The organism is Acinetobacter vivianii (assembly GCF_014635885.1).
Classification (GTDB): Bacteria; Pseudomonadota; Gammaproteobacteria; order Pseudomonadales; family Moraxellaceae; genus Acinetobacter; species Acinetobacter vivianii.
On sequence record NZ_BMDR01000003.1, the window covers coordinates 1 to 23,108 of the forward strand.

21 protein-coding genes are annotated in these 23,108 nt (G+C 41.5%); 13 read left to right on the top strand and 8 right to left on the bottom strand.

Annotated features, from left to right (window positions below):
• Nucleotides 1-343 precede the first annotated feature (343 nt).
• Genes yfiR through yfiB form a run of 3 tightly spaced genes read left to right on the top strand, consistent with a single transcriptional unit; the run spans nucleotide 344 to nucleotide 2,559 of the window.
• Nucleotides 344-841: a regulatory sequestration protein YfiR gene (gene yfiR, locus IEV36_RS06530; protein ID WP_476723725.1), complete on the top strand. Its 498-nt coding sequence runs from the start codon at nucleotides 344-346 to the stop codon at nucleotides 839-841.
• A gap of 6 nt (nucleotides 842-847) precedes the next feature.
• Nucleotides 848-2,071, top strand: a complete 1,224-nt coding sequence (dgcN, locus tag IEV36_RS06535; RefSeq protein WP_004775756.1) for a diguanylate cyclase DgcN/YfiN — start codon at nucleotides 848-850, stop codon at nucleotides 2,069-2,071.
• 8 nt (nucleotides 2,072-2,079) lie between these two features.
• Nucleotides 2,080-2,559: an outer membrane lipoprotein YfiB gene (gene yfiB / locus IEV36_RS06540; RefSeq protein WP_004775757.1), complete on the top strand. Its 480-nt coding sequence runs from the start codon at nucleotides 2,080-2,082 to the stop codon at nucleotides 2,557-2,559.
• A 49-nt stretch (nucleotides 2,560-2,608) separates the two neighbouring features.
• Here the strand turns inward: yfiB and IEV36_RS06545 are convergent, their stop codons facing one another.
• Nucleotides 2,609-3,619, bottom strand: a complete 1,011-nt coding sequence (locus IEV36_RS06545) for a metallophosphoesterase (protein ID WP_005259690.1) — start codon at nucleotides 3,617-3,619, stop codon at nucleotides 2,609-2,611.
• Nucleotides 3,620-3,788: 169 nt separating this feature from the next.
• Between IEV36_RS06545 and IEV36_RS06550 the strand changes: the two genes are divergently transcribed.
• The gene (locus tag IEV36_RS06550; protein ID WP_227504695.1) at nucleotides 3,789-5,351 is read left to right on the top strand and encodes a phospholipase D family protein; all 1,563 of its coding nucleotides are present in this window, start codon (nucleotides 3,789-3,791) and stop codon (nucleotides 5,349-5,351) included.
• Here the strand turns inward: IEV36_RS06550 and IEV36_RS06555 are convergent.
• Nucleotides 5,344-6,174 (bottom strand): lysophospholipid acyltransferase family protein, encoded by an 831-nt coding sequence (locus tag IEV36_RS06555; RefSeq protein ID WP_005259692.1) that lies wholly within the window; start codon nucleotides 6,172-6,174, stop codon nucleotides 5,344-5,346. The genes IEV36_RS06550 and IEV36_RS06555 overlap by 8 nt on opposite strands.
• 190 nt (nucleotides 6,175-6,364) lie before the next feature.
• Between IEV36_RS06555 and IEV36_RS06560 the strand changes: the two genes are divergently transcribed.
• The 6 genes from IEV36_RS06560 (at nucleotide 6,365) to IEV36_RS06585 (ending at nucleotide 10,191) form a co-directional block, all read left to right on the top strand.
• Nucleotides 6,365-6,505, top strand: coding sequence for a hypothetical protein (locus IEV36_RS06560; RefSeq protein ID WP_004775761.1), 141 nt, complete (start codon nucleotides 6,365-6,367; stop codon nucleotides 6,503-6,505).
• Between the two features lie 74 nt (nucleotides 6,506-6,579).
• Nucleotides 6,580-7,923, top strand: coding sequence for a ribosome rescue GTPase HflX (hflX, locus tag IEV36_RS06565; RefSeq protein ID WP_005259693.1), 1,344 nt, complete (start codon nucleotides 6,580-6,582; stop codon nucleotides 7,921-7,923).
• A 44-nt stretch (nucleotides 7,924-7,967) separates the two neighbouring features.
• Nucleotides 7,968-8,330 (top strand): hypothetical protein, encoded by a 363-nt coding sequence (locus tag IEV36_RS06570; RefSeq protein WP_005259695.1) that lies wholly within the window; start codon nucleotides 7,968-7,970, stop codon nucleotides 8,328-8,330.
• Between the two features lie 11 nt (nucleotides 8,331-8,341).
• Nucleotides 8,342-9,010 carry an LrgB family protein gene (locus tag IEV36_RS06575; protein ID WP_004775764.1) on the top strand — a complete coding sequence of 223 codons (669 nt, stop codon included), beginning with the start codon at nucleotides 8,342-8,344 and terminating at the stop codon, nucleotides 9,008-9,010.
• A gap of 87 nt (nucleotides 9,011-9,097) precedes the next feature.
• Complete coding sequence (locus IEV36_RS06580; RefSeq protein ID WP_062847840.1) at nucleotides 9,098-9,541, top strand: DUF2147 domain-containing protein; 444 nt, start codon at nucleotides 9,098-9,100, stop codon at nucleotides 9,539-9,541.
• A gap of 206 nt (nucleotides 9,542-9,747) precedes the next feature.
• Nucleotides 9,748-10,191 (top strand): DUF2147 domain-containing protein, encoded by a 444-nt coding sequence (locus tag IEV36_RS06585; protein WP_373869378.1) that lies wholly within the window; start codon nucleotides 9,748-9,750, stop codon nucleotides 10,189-10,191.
• A 251-nt stretch (nucleotides 10,192-10,442) separates the two neighbouring features.
• On the opposite strand, the gene IEV36_RS06590 is transcribed toward IEV36_RS06585, so the two are convergent.
• Nucleotides 10,443-12,626 carry a carboxy terminal-processing peptidase gene (locus IEV36_RS06590; protein ID WP_005259699.1) on the bottom strand — a complete coding sequence of 728 codons (2,184 nt, stop codon included), beginning with the start codon at nucleotides 12,624-12,626 and terminating at the stop codon, nucleotides 10,443-10,445.
• A 237-nt stretch (nucleotides 12,627-12,863) separates the two neighbouring features.
• Here IEV36_RS06590 and nagZ point away from each other — a divergent pair, with 237 nt between their 5' ends.
• Both nagZ and IEV36_RS06600 read left to right on the top strand, forming a co-directional pair.
• Complete coding sequence (gene nagZ, locus IEV36_RS06595) at nucleotides 12,864-13,886, top strand: beta-N-acetylhexosaminidase (protein ID WP_005259701.1); 1,023 nt, start codon at nucleotides 12,864-12,866, stop codon at nucleotides 13,884-13,886.
• Between the two features lie 286 nt (nucleotides 13,887-14,172).
• Nucleotides 14,173-15,015 (top strand): class I SAM-dependent methyltransferase, encoded by an 843-nt coding sequence (locus IEV36_RS06600; RefSeq protein ID WP_005259702.1) that lies wholly within the window; start codon nucleotides 14,173-14,175, stop codon nucleotides 15,013-15,015.
• 59 nt (nucleotides 15,016-15,074) lie between these two features.
• On the opposite strand, the gene IEV36_RS06605 is transcribed toward IEV36_RS06600, so the two are convergent.
• On the bottom strand, nucleotides 15,075-16,385 hold the full coding sequence (locus tag IEV36_RS06605; RefSeq protein ID WP_005259704.1) for an alpha/beta fold hydrolase: 1,311 nt from the start codon (nucleotides 16,383-16,385) through the stop codon (nucleotides 15,075-15,077).
• Between the two features lie 354 nt (nucleotides 16,386-16,739).
• Between IEV36_RS06605 and IEV36_RS06610 the strand changes: the two genes are divergently transcribed.
• Entirely contained in the window at nucleotides 16,740-18,005 is a 1,266-nt protein-coding gene (locus IEV36_RS06610) for a glutamate-5-semialdehyde dehydrogenase (protein WP_005259706.1), read from the top strand.
• A 74-nt stretch (nucleotides 18,006-18,079) separates the two neighbouring features.
• Here IEV36_RS06610 and IEV36_RS06615 read toward each other — a convergent pair whose 3' ends face one another.
• From IEV36_RS06615 to edd, 4 genes are all read right to left on the bottom strand, one after another.
• Entirely contained in the window at nucleotides 18,080-18,595 is a 516-nt protein-coding gene (locus IEV36_RS06615; RefSeq protein ID WP_004775774.1) for a gluconokinase, read from the bottom strand.
• A 20-nt stretch (nucleotides 18,596-18,615) separates the two neighbouring features.
• A complete protein-coding gene (locus IEV36_RS06620; RefSeq protein WP_004775775.1) occupies nucleotides 18,616-19,974 on the bottom strand; it encodes a GntP family permease in 1,359 nt (452 codons plus the stop codon).
• A 185-nt stretch (nucleotides 19,975-20,159) separates the two neighbouring features.
• Nucleotides 20,160-20,789 carry a bifunctional 4-hydroxy-2-oxoglutarate aldolase/2-dehydro-3-deoxy-phosphogluconate aldolase gene (gene eda / locus IEV36_RS06625; protein WP_005259709.1) on the bottom strand — a complete coding sequence of 210 codons (630 nt, stop codon included), beginning with the start codon at nucleotides 20,787-20,789 and terminating at the stop codon, nucleotides 20,160-20,162.
• A 20-nt stretch (nucleotides 20,790-20,809) separates the two neighbouring features.
• Nucleotides 20,810-22,663 (bottom strand): phosphogluconate dehydratase, encoded by a 1,854-nt coding sequence (edd, locus tag IEV36_RS06630; RefSeq protein ID WP_004775777.1) that lies wholly within the window; start codon nucleotides 22,661-22,663, stop codon nucleotides 20,810-20,812.
• Between the last annotated feature and the right edge of the window lie 445 nt (nucleotides 22,664-23,108).

Consider the following 23,108-nt stretch of genomic DNA (forward strand, 5'->3'; position numbering starts at 1 on the left):
GCTATATTACTCTAAATTTCTTCAAAGTCAACAGGTAATTTCGATATTTTTAAAACTTATCAACCAACCCAAGAATCCAACCTATTTAGCCAAATCCTTGTTTCTTAACAAGTTTTTATCTGCATCACCGCCGATGGATGTGCATTCTACAGCATTCCCAATCCAATGCAACACCCTTTTTTAAATTTATTGGAATTATCTTATCGAACGCATACTTTTTGAACTGAATAGTTACTTTTATTGGCTTTCCAGAGTGATTAAGAACTTTTTTTAAACAATTAAGTCCAGTAGAATATGTCTCTTGCTTCACACTTTTTGGCACTTCTGATTGAAAATACGGTTTTTGAATATAAAAGCTCGATATCTATTGCTTGCAGTATTATTTACTGCGAGCCCGCTTTGCTACGCCATTTCAACGCACAACTTCTATGAATTAGCACTATCTATATTAAGTTATAGCAAATGGACGAATACATCCCGTCCTTCTATCTGTGTGATTGATAATTCAGAAGCGGCAAGTCAGTTCCAGATGAATATCCGACAGCTTGCCTATGATTATCAGGTTCAGGCCGTAAGCGCGAAAGATTTCCCTAAGACAGAATGTCATGTGGCCTATTTCACTACGACATCACCACAACAGCAGCAGAATCTGATCCAGTCCTATCCCTCTCGCTCATTACTTTCTTTAAGTACCAATAATCCCGCATGTGAGGTGGGGAGTATTTTCTGCTTATATAATAAGAGAACCTATTCAACTTTTAAGGTTAACCTAGAAGCACTGAGTTATTCCAAAGTTCATATCGATCCACGAGTTTTACTCTTGGCGAAGAATGCGGAGTAAGCACAGATGATTTCCAACTTATATCAATCAACCTCCTTACATGCCTTATTCCGTAAGTCCCAGTTTGCAATTTTTGCCATCACTTTTGTAATTTGTTCTTTTACTTTCGCCACAATTTCCATGTTTACCATGGAAACCTACGCTAAACAGAATTTACAACTGTTGAGCCAAACGGTTCTTGAACGAATTCAACCTGCTGTGGTGTTTAGAGATCGTGGGGCAATTGATCAGATTCTAGATGACTATACCCGTGAACACGCCATTCGTACGATCCATGTTTATGACCCTCAGCATCAACTTCTTGCCGAAAGTACTAAAAAAATAGCCCACACCTCAACCATGCAAGATTTAATGGATCGCTGGTTTTTACATGATCCAGTTAAATTAATGATTGTTCATCATAAGAAAAAAGTTGGCGAATTGGTGTTATACGGTAGTTCAGAAAACATTTTGCACTTTCTGAAAACGATTATTATCGGTTTGGCAATTTCGATGTTCTTTATTGTGATTGCTTTATTATGGTCAGTGAATATTACCTACCGCCAAATCATGCAAGCAATTAAACCACTGACCCACATCGCTCAACTGGTCAGCGACCAGAAAGCTTATAATCTTCGTTTTCCAAACAACCATATTAAAGAGTTTCAGAACTTAAATACGGTGTTTAATGAACTGTTAGAAGAAATTCAAATTTGGCACACTCACCTTCAAAAAGAGAATCGTCAACTTTCATTTCAGGCACATCACGATCAGCTCACCGGTTTGCCAAATCGTCATTATTTCTACCAAGAGCTTTTCGATATTTTTGAGAACCCGCAGTATCGTCACAATTCTGCCCTATTATTTATCGACAATAATAATTTCAAGATGATCAATGATCAGTTTGGTCATTTGGCAGGTGATGCTGTTCTAAAAGAAATGGGCGAACGTTTAAAACTTTCTGTCCGCCATGAAGATTTTATTGCCCGTTTGGGTGGGGACGAGTTTGCTATTATCCTGCATTCTATCCATCATGCGGATCACTTACAGACCATTGCTGAAGGTTTACTGGCGAGTTGCAAGGAGCCTTTAGATTTCAACGGTGAAATGATTCATTTTGGTTTTAGCTTAGGGATTGCCTTTTCACAGCTTGCAGAGAATCCAGAGGATTTGATTATGCAAGCGGATCAAGCCATGTATAAAGCTAAAAGTTTAAATCCACATTGGTTTCTTTATAAACCAGAAATTTAGGACATGTTATGCGCGCTCACACCATTAAAATTTCATTTATTGCGTTACTCTGCCTAACATTGGCTGGATGTTTAAGTTTTGGCCCGTTGAAATATCGTCAGGTTAAAATGTTAAAAAAAGAGGGGTTCGTTTTAACTGATGAAGGCTGGAGTCTCGGCTTACCAGAACGTTTATTATTTGATTTTAATAAAGTCGATATAAAGCCAGAGCATCAGCAAGAGATTGTACGTCTTGCAACTCAGCTCAATAAATATGACCTGCAAAAATTAAAAATTGTGGGACATACAGATAATATCGGTAATCCTGAATATAACCAGAAACTCTCGGAAGAACGTGCTCAAAGCGTTTCCGCTATTTTCATCGATCAGGGTTTTAAACCAAATAATTTAACTGTTCTGGGTCGTGGTTCAAATCAACCATTTGTGCCAAATACCTCGGATGAGAATCGTGCCAGCAACCGCCGCGTGAATGTGATTATTATTCCTTAATACATTCCAGTCATAAAAAAGCCGACTCAATCTAGTCGGCTTTTTTTATTTAAATCAGTTCAATAATATCGATCGTCGGTGGTACTCTAAACCGAAATGGTACACCCACCATTCCTGTGCCCACTGTCACAAACACATCCGCATGCTCATGGGTGTAAAAACCCTTTTTATGCCCAAGAATAGACACCCGCTTCATAATATAGTTGGTAATCCACGGCAATTCGATCTGCCCGCCATGCGTATGGCCCGATAACATTAATGGTCGAGTAGGTAATTCAGGTACCATATCAACGGTGTCAGGATTATGCGACAGAATCAGCCAAGGTTTGTCTTGAGGTAAGTCTGGCATAAAGCGCATATTCGCCTTCCCTGCCCACAAATCGCCGATACCAATGAGACGAAACTCATCAAAATCAACAATCTTGCCTTCAATATCAATCACATTATTCTGCTCTAACGCTTTGCTCAACAATGCCTGAATCGGTGGACCAGGATATTGTTCGTCGTGATTGCCAGGCACAGAATATACAGGTGCCTCAATTTGCTTGAGTACTTCCAGCTCATGTACCAAACGGTTTTCAGGTTCATAAGTCCAGTCCCCAGCCACCACAACCAGATCAGGTTTTTCTTCATTCAGTTTTTTCACAATCGTTTTTAACTGACGTTCATGACCTGAAAATAATCCGACGTGCATATCAGCAACCAATGCGACTTTGACAGGACGGGTAAATTCACGTTTTGGATCGAGACGATATTGATGGCGTTTGATATGAACCTGATGCGGCTCAATAAAGCGCGCATAAATCAGTACGCTACTTAATAAGAAGATGAACCCCGCCTGATGCAAGCTGTAATAACCGACCCAGCCTGCGTAAAGACTAAAGAACCAAAGTGGAACCAACAAATACGAAAGATAAAATGCCAGCAAATGCACAAAGGCTTTAAAGGGATGAATGGTTTCTGTACGTGCCTGATGGATCCAGGCTTGAATAAATGCCCATAATGCCAAAACAGCAAAAATAAGGTAAAAACCAAAAATAATAGTATCTGAATCCGACATTACAGCCCTCATTAACTTCACTTTAGGGACATACGTCTCATCTTATATTTATCTTTTTCGATGAAATGGTATACTCGAGCCCAACTTTTAATCAGTAACGATTATGACGCAATTTTCTCATTTAAATGGCAAACATACAAAGATAAGTACAACCGCTTACAATAAAAATATGCTTGCGATTTATTGCGCCATGACGTTAACGATGACGGGTTGTAGTACTCTACCCAAGCATAAGATCGAGCCTGTGATTCAAACGGTGGGTCAGATCGATACCACCCAAACCTCTTTAGCTCAAGTCATTCGTCCTTTACAAGAACAGCACCCCGATCTGACTGGCTATCATGTGTTGTATGAACCGCTAGAAGCACTGGCAGCCCGTCTCCGTTTGATTGACAAGGCAGAGAAAACGCTCGATTTACAATACTATATCTGGGATAACGACAAGGTTGGTGCTTTGGCGCTGCACGCTTTAATTCGTGCCGCTGATCGTGGGGTAAAAGTCAGATTACTGATTGATGATAATAATGCCAAACATACTGAAGGTATTTTTTTAGCGCTGGCACAACATCCCAATATAGAAGTTAAATTATTTAATCCTTACCGATTCCGTAAATATCGTGCACTGGATATGGTGCTCGACCTAAAACGTATCAACCGCCGAATGCACAATAAGAGTTTTATTGCTGATCATCAGGTGGCCTTGATCGGTGGTCGTAATATGACCAACCAATATTACAATGTCAGTGATACTTATCAATTTTCTGATGTCGATGTGATGCTGTTCGGTACTGCCGTCAATGATATTTCCAAATCATTTGATGATTACTGGAATCATGAATATGCCTACGATGTCCGAGAAATTGTAAATCCAAAATCACATCGACTTAGCTATGAAAGTTTAAAGCAGCAACTCGATGAGCACTATAAACGGATTACGGTACAGAATTATGTCGATTTGACCAGCCGTTCCCAAGCCATTGATTCACTCATGAATCGGGATATTTCTCTAGAATGGGTCAAAGCTGAGGTCGTGAAAGACTCGCCAGATAAAATCAAATCAAAAGCCAAAAAAGAAGAACATCTGAATTTCCAGCTAATCAATCATCTGGAACAGCCTGAAAAAAATATTGATCTGATTTCTGCGTATTTTGTTCCAGAAAAGAAAGGTGCAAAAATTCTAGGTGACTTAGCCCAAGAAGGCATCAAAGTCCGAGTACTCACCAACTCCTTTAAAGCCAATGACGTGGCTGTAGTCCATGCTTTTTATGGGAAGTATCGTCAGGAACTACTGGAAAATGGCGTGCAGCTTTATGAGTTCCTTCCCGCATTGGATAAAAATGATTTAGATAAACATACCGAAGATTTAGCGAAAAAAGCCAAGGTTAACCTTAAGGGACTCAGTCGTTCGAGCCTACATGCCAAATTAATGGCTTTAGATGAGAAACAGGTATTTATTGGCTCATTTAATTTTGATCCACGTTCAGCTTATTTAAATACTGAAATTGGGGTGTTACTGAATAGCCCGCCATTAGCGCAAGCTGTACATGCCACCATGGATCAAAACCTAAAAACCTATGCTTATCGTTTAGTGCTGGATGCCAATAAGAAAATTACCTGGCAGAGAGAAACGCCAAGAGGTCCTTTGATTTATACCAAAGAACCTAAAATGAAATGGTGGCAAAAAGCAGGCGTGAAAATCATTTCATGGCTGCCAATCGAAGGCTTTATGTAGACTCAGCCGTTTCTGGCAACACAGTCAATACCTTCTGCTGCAATTTAGCTAAGCCTGCGCGCATCTGGCGATCAACTTCTTTGGTTAAACTATCGACGGTATGCCCTTCGACTGAAATCGCAGGCAAAGTCATCAAATGTGCGGTGACTTTCGGCATTTCTAAAACACGCTGCACATGTTCTGCAAAGGTCATTTCGCCAATAAACGGCGCAACCAGATCGAGCTCTCCGTTCTGATTGACATAGCAAATCACACATACCTGTACAGGACGTTGTGCCTCAATGGCTGCACCTAATAAACGTCCATGTACCTTTTTGACTTTACTTCCGTCGGTTGTGGTCGCTTCAGGGAAGAACAGAACAGGAATATCCTGTTTTAAAAATTCAGTAATCTGTTCACGGATACGGATTGAATCTCCCGAACCGCGTTTGATAAATAAAGTCCCGCCACCTTTTGCCAGTTTTCCCAAGATCGGCCATCTTTCAACTTCGGCTTTCGCCAGAAAGAAAATTCGTGCGCCAGAACCGAGTACAGCGACATCCAGCCATGAGATGTGATTACTCACCCAAAGTGCAGGTTCACGTGGAATGGTGCCATGGACTTCGACTTCGATATTGAAAACTTCGCATAAACGGCGGCAAAAGTACTGCACATAACGCGTATTTACAGGATTATTTGGATCCTTATACAAACCATGACGGTAAATCAGATAAAAACCTTCACCTATTGTTTCCAGGCCTGAGGCTAACTTTTTACTATACAAACTCAATTTAGAGATTAGATTTAATGGTGGGTTAGTTACCGCAGTTGCTTCTTGAGTCATAAATCATTAAAACCGTACGCATAGATGCACATGTGCATTGAATTCATCCAGTTATATCATGCCGCTAACTACTTATAAAAGTTACCTGCATCATAAAAAACGAATGCGAGCATAATTTTTTTCAATTTCAAAAGGATTATTAGATCAATTATTATAAATAAATCGAATTTACTGATTAAAAGGTGATGTGATGAATCAGCAAAGCACAACATCAGAACCCCAAACCACCATTCCCTATGGCTATGCTTTAAGAATGATTCTCGGCTGGTCAATTTTATATATGGGCACACTGGTCGGATTCATTGAGCTTTTACGTCGTAATGTCATATAAATCGAGTAAGCCTTTGCCCTTTCGTTGAAGTTTATTCTAGAATAAGACTTTAATAATAAGGATTACCTACTCGCGTGGAAAATTTTGAGCAGCGTCAAAGCGGTGAACGGGCAATTTTAGTCAGTGTGTCTGTTCAGCTACTCGATGATCTTGATGCTGAAGAGTTTCGATTGGTCGCTCAATCCGCTGGTGCTGAAATCCTTGAACATCTTTCTGTTCAACGCAATAAACCTGATCCCAAATTTTTTATCGGATCTGGCAAAGTTGATGAAATTGCTGAACTGGTCAGAGAAACAGAAGCAGAGCTGGTCATTCTCGATCACTCACTTTCGCCTGCCCAAGAACGTAATCTTGAGCGAATTTTGAAATGTCGTGTGATTGACCGCACAGGTTTAATTCTGGACATTTTCGCCTTACGCGCCCGTACCCATGAAGGGAAATTACAGGTTGAATTGGCTCAGCTTAAACATTTATCCACTCGCCTGATTCGTGGCTTTACTGGTAATTTAGAACAACAAAAAGGTGGTATCGGTCTACGTGGACCAGGTGAATCACAACTTGAAACTGACCGTCGTTTAATCCGTGTTCGGATTACCCAGCTCAAAGATAAACTGGTAAAAGTACAACAAACCCGTTTACAAGGTCGCGCAGCAAGACAAAAAGCGGCTATCCCAACCATTTCACTGGTCGGTTATACCAATGCCGGTAAATCAACTTTATTTAATATACTGGCAAAAAGTGATGTCTATGCAGCAGATCAACTGTTCGCAACACTCGATCCAACCTTACGTCGTTTAGACTGGGATGGTATCGGCACTGTGGTATTGGCTGATACTGTAGGTTTTGTCAGAAATCTGCAACATGATTTGGTTGAATCATTTAAAGCCACATTAGAGGAAACCTTAGAAGCCACTTTGCTGCTTCATGTGATTGATAGCAGTAGTCCAAATATGCCAGAACAGATTGAAGCCGTTGAATCTGTTCTCAAAGAAATTGGTGCCGATGCGCCAATTTTGCATGTTTATAATAAAATCGACCAGAGTGGCGATGCTGCTAAAATTATTTATAAAGCCGCTGATCTACCTGACCGTGTTTATGTTTCCGCACATTCAGGACAGGGGCTAGACCTACTTGCTCAGGCAGTCCAACAATGTCTATTGGGCCAGTTACAAGATTTTGATTTAGTGTTAAAACCTGCTTATGGGAAACTCCGTACCCAGTTATATACGCTGAATGTCATTCAGTCCGAACATTATGATGACCTCGGTAATTTACATTTATCGGTCTGTATTGCGCCGCATAAACTGGAACAACTCATTAAACAGGCACATTTGCCATTAGACGAAATACTTGGAAAAAAAGCTTCCTTATTCCAGCGACCTTTGGAAGAATTTGAGATCGACCAACCATCACCCTAATTGCAATCAGCCATCGTTTAGATCAGCGAGCTTAAGAGAAGAAAATGAAAGAGATTGATTGGACAGCCTGGTTTTTTACGATTTTATTAATCATCGTATATCGTGAGGGGGCTGTTGCGATCACCAAAGCCTTTGGTCATCCAGAATTAGGCAATCTCGTTGGGCTGCTGAGCTTGCTGGTGACCTTATTGATCTGGAGACGTTTCAAAAAAATCTCCAACCGCTTGATCGATACCAATAACAAGATCATGAAAGAAAGTGCTTTTGCCTTTCTGCCTATTTGTGCGGGTTCATTAATTATGCTGGTGCATTTAGGTAAAGAAATTCCTTTATTTTTATTTATCTTAACCTTTAGTACGTTATTGCCGCTGTGGGTTTACGCCAAAATGGCAAAACGCTGGTTATAAGGGGCTGATCTATGTTTATGGTTATTTATGGATTTATCATCACCCTGATCAGTTACCTGATTGCAAAGCCCTTAAATAAAAAATTCCCGCAAATTCCATTGATTGTTTTTGCTGTCTTTATTGTGATTGGTTTACTGTTCATTTTAGGCGTTCCGTATGAAAGCTATCTGGATAATGTAAATAACGTGTTTAACCATTTACTGGGTTATGTCACTGTGGCTTTGGCAATTCCACTGGCGGCAATGCGCTATGACGATTTGCCGATCAAATCAATGCTCGGAATTTTATGTTTTGCCAGTATTAGCGCGGTGGCACTGCCGATGGGCTTAGCTTATTTACTGCATATGTCTGAACCGACCATTCTGGCTTTTGCGACGCGTGCTGTAACCACGCCAATTGCACTGAATATTGCGACGCTGCTTCATGCACCTCTGATGTTGGTGACGCTGATTGTCATTTTATCTGGGGTGATTGGTGCGGCATTTTCGCCGTGGATCTTAAAACACATTCATGATGAACGTGCCTCAGGTCTGGCCTTAGGCCTGGCAGCACATGCCATCGGTACTGCTCAGGCATGGCAACGTGGCCCTGTCGCTGGCCGATATGCCGCCTTCGGCATGGCAGTCAATGGCGTGTTTACAGCAATTTGGCTGCCTACTTTTATTTTATCTTTATCTTAAAATTTGCCACAAATATCAGTTAATTATTGAACTGGTTGTCATAAATCATCCATAATGGCGGGCTTAACGTTAAAAGGATTTTTAATGATGGGCAAACAATTATTAGGTGCGTTATTCTTAACTGCGGTGAGCAGTTTTACTTTTGCAGAGGATATTACGGGGCTCTGGCAAAGTATTGATGACAAAACGGGGGCACCTAAAGCATTAGTTGAAATTCGCAAAGAGACGAATGGCACCTATGCTGGAAAAGTCGTAAAACTCACACCACGTACAGGCTATACACCAAAAGAAACTTGTGTAGATTGTCCTGCGCCATATACCAACAAACCCATTGTCGGTCTGGATGTCGTGACAGGTTTAAAATACACAGATGGGTTGAATTATACCAATGGCCGTATTCTCGATCCGAATACAGGCAAGGTTTATAGTATGAAAGCCAAATTAAGTGCAAATGGCAAACGTCTGCATTTACGTGGATATCTGGGCGTTTCTGCGCTAGGCCGTAATCAGATCTGGATACGTGCCGAGTAAAAATTTGCAGGGCTAATAAACTACCCCGCTTATATTTAAATATGTTTAAAAAGCCTCTTCATCATCTAAAGATGGAGGGGCTTTTTTTAATGAAAAAATAAAAAACTATCGAATTTTCAAATATAAATATACAACTGTAAAATAATGATTGAATCTTTGATTAGAGATACTACATAATAAAAACGGGTGTTAAACGGATTTTAATGATGAGCAAAAAACTAATAAGCGTTTTATTTCTAACAATGATCAGCAGTTTTACTTTTGCAGAGGATATTACGGGGCTCTGGCAAAGTATTGATGACAAAACAGGGGCGCCAAAAGGGTTGGTTGAAATTCGAAAAGAAACTAATGGAACATATACTGGCAAAGTTGTAAAACTCACACCACGGACAGGCTACACACCTAAAGAAACCTGTGTAGACTGCCCTGCACCTTATACCAACAAACCGATTGTAGGTTTAGATGTGGTGACAGGTTTAAAACATAGTGAAGGCCTAAACTATAGCAATGGCCGTATTCTCGATCCGAATACAGGCAAAATTTATAGTATGAAAGCCAAATTGAGTGCAAATGGTAAACGTCTGCATTTACGTGGATATCTAGGTGTTTCTGCACTGGGTCGTAATCAGATCTGGATACGTGCCGAATAAGACATTCTGGTTAATCGAATCAGAAATACGACCCGGATGATCCAACGTCAATCCATCGTAATTTAAGACAAACGCTTCTTCCTCTTGGTAAAAGGTGAAGAAGCGTTTTCTATTTTCTTTAAAACTGACAGGCATAAAATGATGCCAACGTCAGATCCTCTTATATGTACGTAGCGACATGAGAATCGAGATTAAAAGAGCAATAAAAAGCCCTGTATCAAACAGGGCGTTTTATTTAAAACACTATCAACTTAACGATTTTGTAGCTTGGCATAATCTAAAAGTACATTTGCCGCTTCGGTGATGAAAGTTTCTTCTTCAGGAAGTGGCGGACGTAAATGCGCTTTCATTTTGGCACGTGATTCAACCAGAGCATCAATCGAAGCTTGATAGCTTTCCCAGTTTGCATAAGGTGCCAGACCTGTTGCTGCACGGCGCTGATTTTCAGCATTCAACGTCTGCTTTTCTAGATCAAGTAACTCAGCACGACGCTGGGTGATATCCAGCACCACTTTCTTCTGATCAGAGGTTTTCTTGGCAATCGCTTTACGCGCTTCTAGATACTTAAACTGTGAATCAGCTGCTACACGTTGCTGAGATGATTCCGTTAACTTGGCAATATAAGGTTGTACTGAACCTTCACGTTTAAATGGTGCAGTTGGAATCGTATCCCATTTCAAAGCATTTTTCGCTTTACGTTCACCAAACTCTTCATTGTAGATATCGACGAGTTTGATGTCTGGCACAACCCCTTTATTTTGCGTACTTCCACCCGTAATACGGTAGAACTTACGTTGGGTCAGCGTTGCCTGACCATAAGCCAGTGAATCCAGTTGAACCTGCGCCGTACCCTTACCTGTAGTGGTACTACCAATGATAATACCGCGCTCATAATCCTGAATCGCAGCCGAGTAAATCTCACTTGCAGAAGCCGATGCCAAGTTGACTAATACCGCCATTGGGCCTGCATAAAGCTGTTCACCGCCATCCGTATCTTCAAAGACATTAACATTGCCATTGCCATCACGGATCTGTACCACTGGCCCAGACTTGATCACCTGACCAAGCATACGTGCCACTTCTTCTAATGAACCACCTGGGTCATTACGCAAGTCAACCAAAATACCTTCAACTTTTTGAGCTTTCAGCGATTCCAAAGCTTTAGCCGTATCTTCAGAAACTGAACGGTACTCGGTTCCCGCACGGCGTGAGCGATAATCGAAATAGAATGATGGAATTTCAAGAACACCAAATAGATGTTTTTTACCATCACGGGTAATTTCAACCGTACGCGAACGAACGCCCGCATCTTCTTCCTGAATAATGTCGCGCGTTAAGGTGACATTACGTGCCTGACTCATTGGTGCCCCTGCACCCAATAAACGAACCACTACTTTGGTGCCACGTTTACCACGAATCAAGCCAACAATTTCCGAGCTCGGCCAGCCAATCACATCCACCATTTTATCGCCATCTTGAGCGACACCAATGATGCGGTCTCCTGATTTCACCTGACCCGACTTACTTGCTGGGCCACCTTCAACAATCGTTTCGATCTTGGTGTAATCTTCATTACCACGTTCTGGACGGATCGAAACACCAATCCCCTCAAGTTGCAAGGTGGTTTGACGATTCAGCTCCATCGCATCAATTGGAGGATAATAGTTACTATGCGGATCATAGGTCGCCATCATCGCATTCAGGGTTTTATCGAGTACATCGTCACTCTTGACCCGACCAATACGCTCTAACTGGCGGGTATAACGCTTGGTTAGCGTCTGAACTGGGGTTAAATCTTCTGGACCAGTCAAATCCTGACCATTGGCAAGCGATGGATCTGCTTTTAACGCTTTTTGCTTGGCCTGTTCTTCTTCTTTGCTAATCGTCAAATTAATCAACTGCGAAACCAGCATTTTTTGCCAGTGTGCCCGTTGCTCAGCAGCGGTCTGGAAATACGGTGCTTTTTCACGATCCGTCTCAAGATAGACATCTTTTTGATTTAAGTTCTGTGGCTTCTTCAACTCGGCCAACATAAACTCATAGAACTGTTTCAAACGGTCACGATATTGGGCGTGAATGGCAAAAGGCCCAGTTAAGTTCCCTGCTTTTAATGAGCTACCAAAAGTTGAACCATACTTATTCTTATAGTCTGCAACTTCACCGCTTAAAAATAATGAATGATCTGGATCAAGACTATCAAGATACATATCCAAAATACGGTTTGAAGTGGTTGCATCTAAACGCATATTCAAATAATGCTGGCGATCAACCAAAGTTGCGAGCTGACGTGACACGAGCGCTTGTTCTTGTGATGGCTTGATGACGGTTGAAACAACTGGAGTCTCGGTCGCCGCAAACGCCTCATTCATGGTATGAGAGAAAAATAAACCACCAGTCGCAATCGCAACTGCACACGCTATCATTTGAAGTTTCATAAAATTTTGGTACTTCCTTGGATATGGCAATTATTACACGCTGATACTGTCAATATGAACACATTTCATTCGATACTTTACCAACTTGCAGAACTCATTGGTCGTCATAAATAAATGACCAATAAGCACTTATCATCAATATCATGTAGTTTTATCATATTCTGTACTGACAAAATGTAGCAAATCATTGCACAATTTAGCTATCGTTTTTTTCATCAAAATTCAAACGGAATCCTTATGATCGGCGCATTGATGCTAGATATTGCTGGCACAGAACTTACTCAAGAAGATATTGAACTATTACAGGCTCCGCAAGTCGGTGGCATGATTTTATTTACGCGCAACATTGAATCACCTCAACAAGTCCGTGCTTTAACCGATCATATGCGTCAAGTCCGTCCAGATATTCTGATTGCTGTCGATCAGGAAGGTGGACGTGTACAGCGCTTAAGACAAGGCTTTACCTTATTACCAGCAATGGGACGCTTAGGCGAGCGTTATCTCACTCATCCTGAGCAGGCAATCGAACTGGCTGAACAATGCGGCTGGCTCATGGCGATTGAAGTATTGGCTGTCGGCATTGATTTTAGCTTTGCACCTGTTCTCGACCTCAATGACGTTAGTGATGTGATTGGCGACCGCGGCTTTGCAAAAAATATGCAGGACATCGTTCCACTTGCAGATGCCTTTATGCAAGGTATGAAAAAAGCAGGGATGGCGACGACGGGTAAACATTTCCCAGGGCATGGTTCAGTCAAAGCTGACTCACATGTTGCAGCTGCAATCGACAGCCGTTCATATCAGGAAATCTATGACAAAGATATGCAAAGCTTTATCAAGCTGATGCCTCAACTCGATGCCTTGATGCCTGCTCATGTGATCTATGATCAAGTTGATCCAAATCCAGCAGGGTTCTCACCTTTCTGGTTACAAGAAATCTTACGTAAACAACTTAAATTTGACGGCGTACTTTTCTCAGATGACTTGAGTATGCAAGCTGCCTGTGTTGCAGGCGATGCAGATGCACGTATCCAAGCAGCATTAAATGCAGGTTGCGATATGGGTCTGGTATGTAATGACCGCGCCGCAGCATGTACCGCATTGGATGGCATCCAAACATTGGCTTTACCAAACCAACAACGTTTAGAGCGTATGCGCGGTAAAATTCCAAATATCCAAATTGGTACCACATTAACTTTAGACGATGAAAACTGGCATAACGTCAGAAAAGTCATTGAAGAATTTAAGAATTCGTTCTAACTTTAATCAGATTTTTAATTGTTCTATTCACATAATGGAATCTTGCCGAGTGCTCATCTGATTAAAGGATTTGGCCTTCGGCTCGACTTACTTTTCAGGGATGAAAAGTAAGCAAAAATCCTTTGTTAGGCTGAGGGTACATCCTTGTAACCCCAGCCCAACGGCGGCATCCATGCCGCCCCACGATAGTAAATAACAAGCCTAAATCAAGATGTAGTCAAAACACTCTATATTTTAAAGAGATGAGTTTTATATCTAAATTAGGAAAAAATAGAGTCTAGGACAGATGACACAACAACTTTCAAAACATCGCCATATTTCATTTACTGCACACTACACAGGCTATATCTGGTATCAAATGGGGATCTCACATCCAGCACTAGCAACAAAAAAAGGTAAAACCCTCGCCGCCTTAGTCCACCCAATTGAAAGCTGGGCCGAAAAATATGTTGGCGGCAGCATGCGTACCACATTAAAACAACGCCACACCATGCTTGATTCACATTTAGAAGCATTGATCCAGCAACATCCCGACTTGCAGGTACTGGAAATTGCCTGTGGCCTATCCCCTCGCGGCTGGTGGTTTAGACAACATTATCCTGAGATCACCTATCGTGAGCTAGACTTGCCTGACATGGCAGCCACTAAGCAGGCAGCATTACAACAGATTGAACAAAATACCGATGAAGTGTTGTCTGTCGATTTATTTACTGAAGCATTTGCTTCGGCATTTGAAGTCTTTGACCCGCAACGTCCATTGGTGATTATGAGTGAAGGACTGATCAACTACTTTGAAAAACCGTTGTTACAGCAACTCATTCAAGCGATTGCCAACTACGGACAAAACTTTAAAGAACTGCACTATTTAACAGACATTTATCCAGAACCCACCCAAAACAAATTGGCGACCATTATCTGGAACAGCAGCCGTCTATTAAAGTGGATGTCACGCAGTGCTTTTAGCTTTCATTTCAAAACCCCAGTTGAAGTCGAAGCCTTTTTTCATGAAGCAGGTTTTAACCAAGTCGAAGTCTTGCAACCCAAACAATTTTTTGAACAGACCGCTTTAGAAAACAAGCAACAACATTTAGGCGATTTAGTCTGGGTCATTCAGGCAAGTAATAAATAATCCTCAATAAAAAAGGGAAATGGTTCATCCACTTCCCTTTTCAATTTTTGAAAGATTGATTAAATCTGTTTTTGACGCTCAATAAAGCGGGTTAAGCGCTCAGCCACATCAAAACTACCATGCTTAAATAAGATACGTAAGCCTTGTTCTGTTGCATCAAAAATTAAGCATTCAATCTTAAACTCGCCTTCTTCATCTGCTAAATTCAAAGCCAAATCACGTGGATACTGATTGACAAAATCAAGCTGTTCCAGTTGATGAAGTTTCAAGTAAACGCCAAAGAAGGTGATATCAACAATGCTCACCGCTGCCTCAGTATCTAAATGACGATGGGTCAGTTTGGTTTCTGGTTGTAAGACTGCAATACGTTCTTCACCACGACGCTCAATCTGTTGCATCTGTTCACGGCTCATCGGAATGATGCCATCCAGATTGTTGATAGATTCACCTTTTAAGAAGGTGGTAAACAGATTCATGGTTTCTTTACGACGTTGCAATTGCGGGACATGATCTGCATTGGCAATCAAGGCAAACTGCATGTCTTGGCATTGCAAGGCAAAATCGGCATTTTCATGGGGCAAGGTAAAGCTATCGTACTGCCCTGCCGCAACTAACGTTTTACATTGTGGTACAGGCACATTACTTAAACGCAATAAGCGGTTGCAGTTAATTTCATAACGCTCGCGCTCTGTGGCACTAAACTCAGCCATCTGTCTGAAGAACAGGCGCTTAGCAGTTGGCGACATGCGTGTTTTGTCCAGTTTCGCATGATTCACAAGATAGAGAATAACAGCCTGTCCAAACTCTTCCATGCGATCTTCACGCATTAAATGCAAAGACTCTTCAAGCAGCATACGCCAGCTTTTACGTGTCTTCTGCATGACCCCCATCAATACCATACGGTCAATCAGTTCTGGACGTTGGTCTGCAAATGAAGAAGCGACCACCGACCCCAATGACATCCCCATCATTGAAACCTTATCGATACCAACAATATCAAGCCATTGACCAAGCATTTTTGATAAATCAGGGAGTTCCAGAATTCCAGCAGATTCACCTGTATCAACATTACGAATCTGTTGATTCGCGCCCATTGACGGTAAATCGATTAAAATCACAGGCCCGCTCTCAAAGAGTTGCTCAACGCAATACTTATAAGAGTTAAAATTTTGAAATGCGCCCCCGACAATGACAATCGGCGTGTTATAGATCGTTTTAGGATCTGCAATCGCCATATATTCAATTTTCCAACCATCGATCCATGTTGTACGCGCTGGTTGTTTAAAACTGTTTTTATTGTATATGTCGAAAAAACCAAAGCCTGTGTAGGTATGATTTATATCCGAGTCCATTTGGATAATGGAATTCATGTCCTTCCTCCATCCTTGTTTATTTTTCTGTTGCAAGCATCACACTTTTACCGATTGCTAGCTGCAAGTTAACAAATTTATAAAATTTGTATTACATTTATCCTATACTTTTTCATTCTATACATATGCACGTTTTATACGCAATCATTTCCTTAACCACTTATCTTGTTTAAATGAATAATCTTTTGCAAAATATGTAGTCTTGGCTTTAGATTCAATATCTTCATCGCACTAAAATAAAAAATTTTGCGCCAATTAACGTTTTATAATTTTTTGAATTGTTAGTTTCGCCTATTCATTGTTCAGCATTTGGCTGTTACTATCTTTATAAATACATGCAAATATCAAACTGCTATGCAAGACTCTATTCAAAATTATATGCAACAAGTCGGTGCTCAAGCGCGTCAGGCATCTCGTATGTTAACGAGTGCATCAACGCATTTGAAAAATCATGCCTTGTCTGCCATCTATACAGCCTTGGAAAATAATCAGGCTCAGATTTTAGCAGCCAATCAAATTGATATGGACAATGGTCGCCAACGTCAATTGGATAGCGCCCTGCTGGATCGTTTAGAGCTTACCCCCGCACGCTTTAAAGGCATGCTCCAAGGCTTAAAAGATGTAATTGGTCTTGTTGACCCAATTGGTGAAATTACAGATTTAGCTTATCGCCCTTCAGGTATCCAGTTGGGTAAAATGCGCGTTCCTTTGGGCGTGATCGGGATGATTTACGAATCAAGACCGAATGTGACCCTTGAAGCGGCATCACTGGCGTTGAAATCTGGTAATGCGATTATTTTACGTGGTGGTTCAGAAGCACTTGAGTCAAACAAAGCGATTGCGACCGCGATCCAGCATGGTTTACAAGTTTCTGGCTTACCTGAGCATGCAGTTCAGGTGATTGATACACCAGATCGTGCAGCCGTTGGGCATCTCATTACCATGACTGAGTTTGTCGATGTGATTGTTCCGCGCGGTGGTAAAAGCCTGATCGAACGTATCAGCAATGAAGCACGTATTCCTGTCATTAAACATTTAGATGGCAACTGCCATGTGTTTGTTGAAGCTCAGGCCGACCTGCAAAAAGCGTTACCGATTGCCCTAAATGCAAAAACGCATCGCTATGGCGTATGTAATGCCATGGAAAGCTTATTGGTTGACGAAGCAATTGCTGAAGAATTCTTACCACGTATTGCTGAACTGTATGCCGAAAAGCAGGTTGAACTGCGTGGCTGCCCTGAAACTCAACGTATTTTAGGTGTCTCGGTTAAGGCTGCAACGGAAGAAGACTGGTACACCGAATATTTAGGGCCAATTCTTGCTGTAAAAGTTGTGACGGGAATGGATGAGGCAATTGAGCATATCAATAAGTATGGTTCACACCATACCGATGCCATCATTACCGAAAACTTTAGTCTAGCACGCGAGTTTTTGGCACGCGTTGATTCGAGCTCAGTAATGATCAATGCTTCTACCCGCTTTGCTGATGGTTTTGAATATGGTCTAGGCGCGGAAATCGGGATTTCAACCGATAAAATCCATGCCCGTGGCCCAGTTGGCCTAGAAGGTTTGACCTCGCAAAAATGGATTGTATTTGGCGACGGTCAAATCCGCCAATAATTAAATTTGCTATATAAAAAAACGCCTGATATTGATCAGGCGTTTTTTTATTTTTATTACTTATGCAGTTAAGTTCAGATTTCTTGACATATGCCTTTGCTTAGATCAAGTTGTTGCATGACCTGCGTAACAATTTGTTCAGGTGATAAAGCAATATCAATCGTAATTGCTTCATAAGCATCAGGTTCTTCTAAAGTATCCAGTTGGGTTTGTAATAAGGATGGATCAAAGAAATGTCCCGATCTGGCTGCCAGCCTTTGTTGTAATAACTCATACGAGCCTTTTAAGTACAGAAACTTAATATTCTGGTCTTGTCCTCTTAAAATATCACGATACATTCGTTTTAAAGATGAGCATGTAAATACCGTGGTTTCACCCATGCTTTGCTTTGTTTCGATCACCTGACGAATGGCTTGTAACCAAGGTAGACGATCTTCATCTGTCAAAGGTATGCCTTGGCTCATCTTACTTTTGTTGGCAACCGAATGCAGTGTATCACCATCAACAAAATCACAAGCCAGACGCTCCGACAATAACTCACCAATGAGGGTTTTTCCTGTCCCACAGACACCCATTGCAATCACAATCATGAATTATCTCCCTCTAATCCTTACAAAATAGCGCTAAGCAACAATGTAAAAGACAAACCAAGTACTGAAATAATCGTTTCCAGCACCGACCAAGTTTTAAGTGTCTGCCCAACCGTCATACCAAAATACTCTTTGATTAGCCAGAAACCTGCATCATTCACATGCGAGAAAATTAAAGAGCCAGAACCTGTCGCTAATACCAGAAGTTCAGGTCTAACCACCACACCAGCTGCCGCAGCAATCGGTGCAACAATACTACACGCCGTCGCCATAGCCACTGTAGCCGAGCCTGTTGCCAGACGTATCAAAGCGGCGACAAACCACCCTAACAGTAAGGGTGAAAGATTTGCTTTTAAGGCAGTTGATACAATTTCATGGGAAATCCCACTATCTCTTAAAATACCACCAAAACCGCCGCCTGCACCGACAATCAACAAAATACCAGCAATTGACGCTAGACATCCACCACAGAATTTTTCGATTTGCTCACGATTGAATCCTTGCATGGAACCAAAGGTAATAAAGCTGACCAATACTGCAATCAGCAATGCAATATCAGAAGAACCAATGAAACGTAATAGCTCATTTGGAAAGGTTTTTGGAGCAAAGAAAATATCTGCCCAACTTCCGACCAGCATGAGTACAACGGGTAACATGATCGTAAACAGCGTAAGACCAAAGCTTGGTAATTCGCGAGTTCTGTCATGATTTACTTCAACAAATTGTGTCGCCAATGGGTTGTTTTCAGGCAATTTGACATACTTGTTGATCCATAAAGCATATAACGGACCCGCAACAATGGCAGTCGGAACACCGACCAATAAACTGTACATAATTGTTTTGCCAATATCAGCATGATAGGCCTGAACCGCGAGTAAGGCAGCGGGATGTGGGGGAATTAAACCATGCACCACCGATAGACCTGCGACCATGGGTAAGCCAACGACCAGTAATGATTTACCTGTCCGCTTAGCAATGTTGAATACGATTGGGATCAGTAGTACAAAACCGACTTCAAAAAAAACAGGAAGACCAACGATAAGTGCAATAAACATCATGGCCCAATGAATATACTTTTCACCAAACCATTCAATTAAAGTAATTGCAATTCGTTCTGCACCGCCCGACTCGGCCATCATCTTGCCGAGCATGGTGCCTAACGCAATCACAATTGCAAGGTGGCCCAAAGTGTTCCCAGTCCCCTTTTCATAGGATTTGACAATCCCGTCCATTGGCATACCAACGGCAAGACCTAAACCGAGAGAAACAATAATCAGAACTAAAAAGGGATAAATTCGAAACTTCGCAATCATAACCACTAAAGCAATAATCGCGATTACAGTGTAGATAAGCAACATGCCACCTTGAACCGTCTCCATGTAAAACTTCTCCTTGGAGTAATACTATTTAGGCACCAACCTAAACAAAGGTCTTCAATCAAAGTAATCCTACTGTTGAGACACTAATTTTTTATATTTAGATATGACCAGCGTTCACTGGCCATAACGACACGACATCTAAAGCGCATAAAATGCACTTCATTTTTTATAAATTTTGACTACATTTACAAAGCTTTTAACTGGCTCGCAATTTGTGCCAAGCGAGTAATTTCAGCCCAGTCCTGAGACGCGACCACCGCTTTAGGTGTTAACCATGAACCACCGACGCACACGACATTAGGTTGTTTTAAGAAATCTGGTGCTGACTCAGCCGTGATTCCACCCGTTGGACAAAAACGTAAGTTTGGAAATGGACCATAAAAGGCTTTTAGCATTTCAACACCGCCAGCCTGTTGAGCTGGAAAGAACTTCACGATGTCATAGCCCAATTCAATTGCCTGAATCAGATCACTTGGTGTCATCACACCCGGCAATAGAGGTAAGCCAGCATCTTGTGCAGCCAAATGCAGATCTTTAGTTAAACCCGGAGATACACCAAATTGAGCACCAGCTTTTTTAGCTTGAGCACAATGTTCTGGTTTGGTAATGGTACCGACACCCACTACAATGTCATCAGCCAATTGACTCGCACGCTCAATCGCAGCCAGTCCCGCAGTGGTACGTAAGGTAATCTCAAGAACTTTTACACCACCCGCATGTAACGCGCGTGATACATCTTCACCTTGCTCGGCAGAATCAAATGCCAATACAGGAATGACTGGACCTAATTTGACGATATCTTCAATTTTAATCATTATTTTTCAGTTCCTTTGATTCAAATCTGCTCTGGCGAATTTTCACCAACTAATGCACCAAACACAGATGCACCATGTTCAGCTGGCGCAGCAGCAGCACGGAAAACACCAAATAATTCACGGCCAAAGCCAACTTCGTTTTCAGCCTGATGCTCTGGCTGCGCAACAGGTCGTGCTTGCCATACATCGTTATCTATTTCAACATCGAGTACGCCTGCCTCAGCATCAATAATCAACATGTCCCCAGTTTGAACTTTAGCAATCGGTCCATTTAACAAAGCTTCTGGAGATAAATGAATTACCGCAGGAACTTTGCCTGAGGCACCAGACATACGCCCATCCGTCACTAAAGCAACATGGAAACCTTGATCTTGTAAAACACCCAGCACTGGCGTCAGACGATGCAATTCAGGCATACCGTTGGCACGGGCACCTTGAAAACGAACAACTGCAATAAAGTCCCGATGCAACTCACCACGATCAAACGCAGCTTGCACAGCTTCTTGAGAATCAAACACAATTGCGGGAGCTTTAACTTTACGATGTTCAGGTGCAACAGCAGAAATCTTGATGACACCACGACCAAGGCGACCTTGCATTAAACGCAAGCCACCATCTGGTTGAAACGGGGCGTCAATGCTACGAAGGACTTTATCATCAAGACTTTGAACCACACCGTCAACCCAAATGAGTTTAGCGTCAATTAATTTAGGTTCTTTTGTATAATGTTGTAAGCCTTTACCAGCAACTGTCGTTACATCGTTATGTAATAAACCAGCCTCGAGTAAGTTACGAATAAGGAATGCTACTCCACCCGCAGCTTGGAAATGGTTTACATCGGCTTTACCATTTGGATAGATTTTTGCGAGTAGCGGAACAACAGCAGACAACTCATCAAAGTCATCCCAATCAATCAAAATGCCAGCCGCACGTGCAATTGCAATAAGGTGTAACGTGTGATTGGTTGAACCGCCTGTAGCAAGCAATGCGACGATGCCATTAATAATGGCTTTTTCATCAACAACATGACCAATTGGTGTGTAGTTACCTCGCTCTGCAGTTAAGTCAAGAACACGCTTAGCAGCTTCAGCGGTCAGTGCATCACGTAATGGTGTATGAGGGTGAACAAATGCGGCGCTCGGCAAATGCAAACCCATCACTTCCATTAGCATCTGGTTACTGTTTGCAGTACCGTAGAATGTACATGTCCCCTGACCATGATAGGCCGCTGATTCGGCTTCAAGCAAAGCATCGCGACCCACTTGGCCTGTAGCAAATTGCTGACGGATTTTGGCTTTATCATCATTCGATAACCCACTACTCATCGGACCAGCAGGAACAAAAATAGTCGGTAGATAACCAAATTGTAAGGCACCAATCAGTAAGCCTGGCACGATCTTATCGCACACCCCGAGACACAATGCCGCATCGAACATGTTATGCGAAAGTGCAATCGCGGTACTCATCGCAATTGTTTCACGTGAAAACAATGACAATTCCATACCGGCATTACCTTGAGTAATACCATCACACATTGCTGGTACACCCCCAGCAAACTGTGCCACACCACCATTTTCACCAGCGGCTGTTTTTATAATGTCTGGAAACGTTTTGTAAGGGGCATGTGCCGAAAGCATTTCATTATATGAAGACACAATACCAATATTGGGTTCACGTCCAACTTTAATAATTAATTTTTCATTATCTTCCATGCTGGCAAAGCCATGCGCTAGGTTGGCACACGAAAGCGCGCCACGAGCAGGAAATTTACCTTGGGCATGTTCAATACGTTGTAAATATGCAGAACGCGTTTTTTGGCTACGCGCAATTACTCGTTCGGTAACTTTTGCCAATATTGGGTTGGGCAAGTCCATGCTGGACGCTCCTGTACAACTGGATAAGCTGGAAAATAAATGCAACAGATGATCGACATCCTGATCACCTGTTAAAGGATGTACAATAGTATTAATGCAAAAAGCGACATGCAAGCCCTCAGCAATGCAACAAACTTGTACAAAATAACAGCGTGAATATTTTTTATCGCTTCATTCCCTTCACAGAAATGGTTTTACTTTTGTTAATATAAATTGATCCATCAGAATAAATAAATATGAGAAAATTCTATTATTTTCAAAGCAATAAAATATATTTATAAATGTAGAATCATCTCTACTTTCAGTGCAATTTTATATTAAAAATATTTATCATTTATTGTTTAAACCTATATAACAGTGGCAAAGGTTGAACTTCATTTACGTATATTATTTGTAATATATTTTTCAAACTAATATAAGAGACATCATTTATTATTTAAGAAAC

Excerpts from the sequence above, each read along its gene's own strand:
- dgcN (WP_004775756.1), top strand. The coding sequence starts at position 848 with ATGATTTCCAACTTATATCAATCAACCTCCTTACATGCCTTATTCCGT.
- yfiB (WP_004775757.1), top strand. The coding sequence starts at position 2,080 with ATGCGCGCTCACACCATTAAAATTTCATTTATTGCGTTACTCTGCCTA.
- IEV36_RS06545 (WP_005259690.1), bottom strand. The coding sequence starts at position 3,619 with ATGTCGGATTCAGATACTATTATTTTTGGTTTTTACCTTATTTTTGCT.
- IEV36_RS06550 (WP_227504695.1), top strand. The coding sequence starts at position 3,789 with ATGCTTGCGATTTATTGCGCCATGACGTTAACGATGACGGGTTGTAGT.
- IEV36_RS06555 (WP_005259692.1), bottom strand. The coding sequence starts at position 6,174 with ATGACTCAAGAAGCAACTGCGGTAACTAACCCACCATTAAATCTAATC.
- IEV36_RS06560 (WP_004775761.1), top strand. The coding sequence starts at position 6,365 with ATGAATCAGCAAAGCACAACATCAGAACCCCAAACCACCATTCCCTAT.
- IEV36_RS06570 (WP_005259695.1), top strand. The coding sequence starts at position 7,968 with ATGAAAGAGATTGATTGGACAGCCTGGTTTTTTACGATTTTATTAATC.
- IEV36_RS06575 (WP_004775764.1), top strand. The coding sequence starts at position 8,342 with ATGTTTATGGTTATTTATGGATTTATCATCACCCTGATCAGTTACCTG.
- IEV36_RS06580 (WP_062847840.1), top strand. The coding sequence starts at position 9,098 with ATGGGCAAACAATTATTAGGTGCGTTATTCTTAACTGCGGTGAGCAGT.
- IEV36_RS06585 (WP_373869378.1), top strand. The coding sequence starts at position 9,748 with ATGAGCAAAAAACTAATAAGCGTTTTATTTCTAACAATGATCAGCAGT.
- IEV36_RS06590 (WP_005259699.1), bottom strand. The coding sequence starts at position 12,626 with ATGAAACTTCAAATGATAGCGTGTGCAGTTGCGATTGCGACTGGTGGT.
- nagZ (WP_005259701.1), top strand. The coding sequence starts at position 12,864 with ATGATCGGCGCATTGATGCTAGATATTGCTGGCACAGAACTTACTCAA.
- IEV36_RS06600 (WP_005259702.1), top strand. The coding sequence starts at position 14,173 with ATGACACAACAACTTTCAAAACATCGCCATATTTCATTTACTGCACAC.
- IEV36_RS06605 (WP_005259704.1), bottom strand. The coding sequence starts at position 16,385 with ATGAATTCCATTATCCAAATGGACTCGGATATAAATCATACCTACACA.
- IEV36_RS06610 (WP_005259706.1), top strand. The coding sequence starts at position 16,740 with ATGCAAGACTCTATTCAAAATTATATGCAACAAGTCGGTGCTCAAGCG.
- IEV36_RS06615 (WP_004775774.1), bottom strand. The coding sequence starts at position 18,595 with ATGATTGTGATTGCAATGGGTGTCTGTGGGACAGGAAAAACCCTCATT.
- IEV36_RS06620 (WP_004775775.1), bottom strand. The coding sequence starts at position 19,974 with ATGGAGACGGTTCAAGGTGGCATGTTGCTTATCTACACTGTAATCGCG.
- eda (WP_005259709.1), bottom strand. The coding sequence starts at position 20,789 with ATGATTAAAATTGAAGATATCGTCAAATTAGGTCCAGTCATTCCTGTA.
- edd (WP_004775777.1), bottom strand. The coding sequence starts at position 22,663 with ATGGACTTGCCCAACCCAATATTGGCAAAAGTTACCGAACGAGTAATT.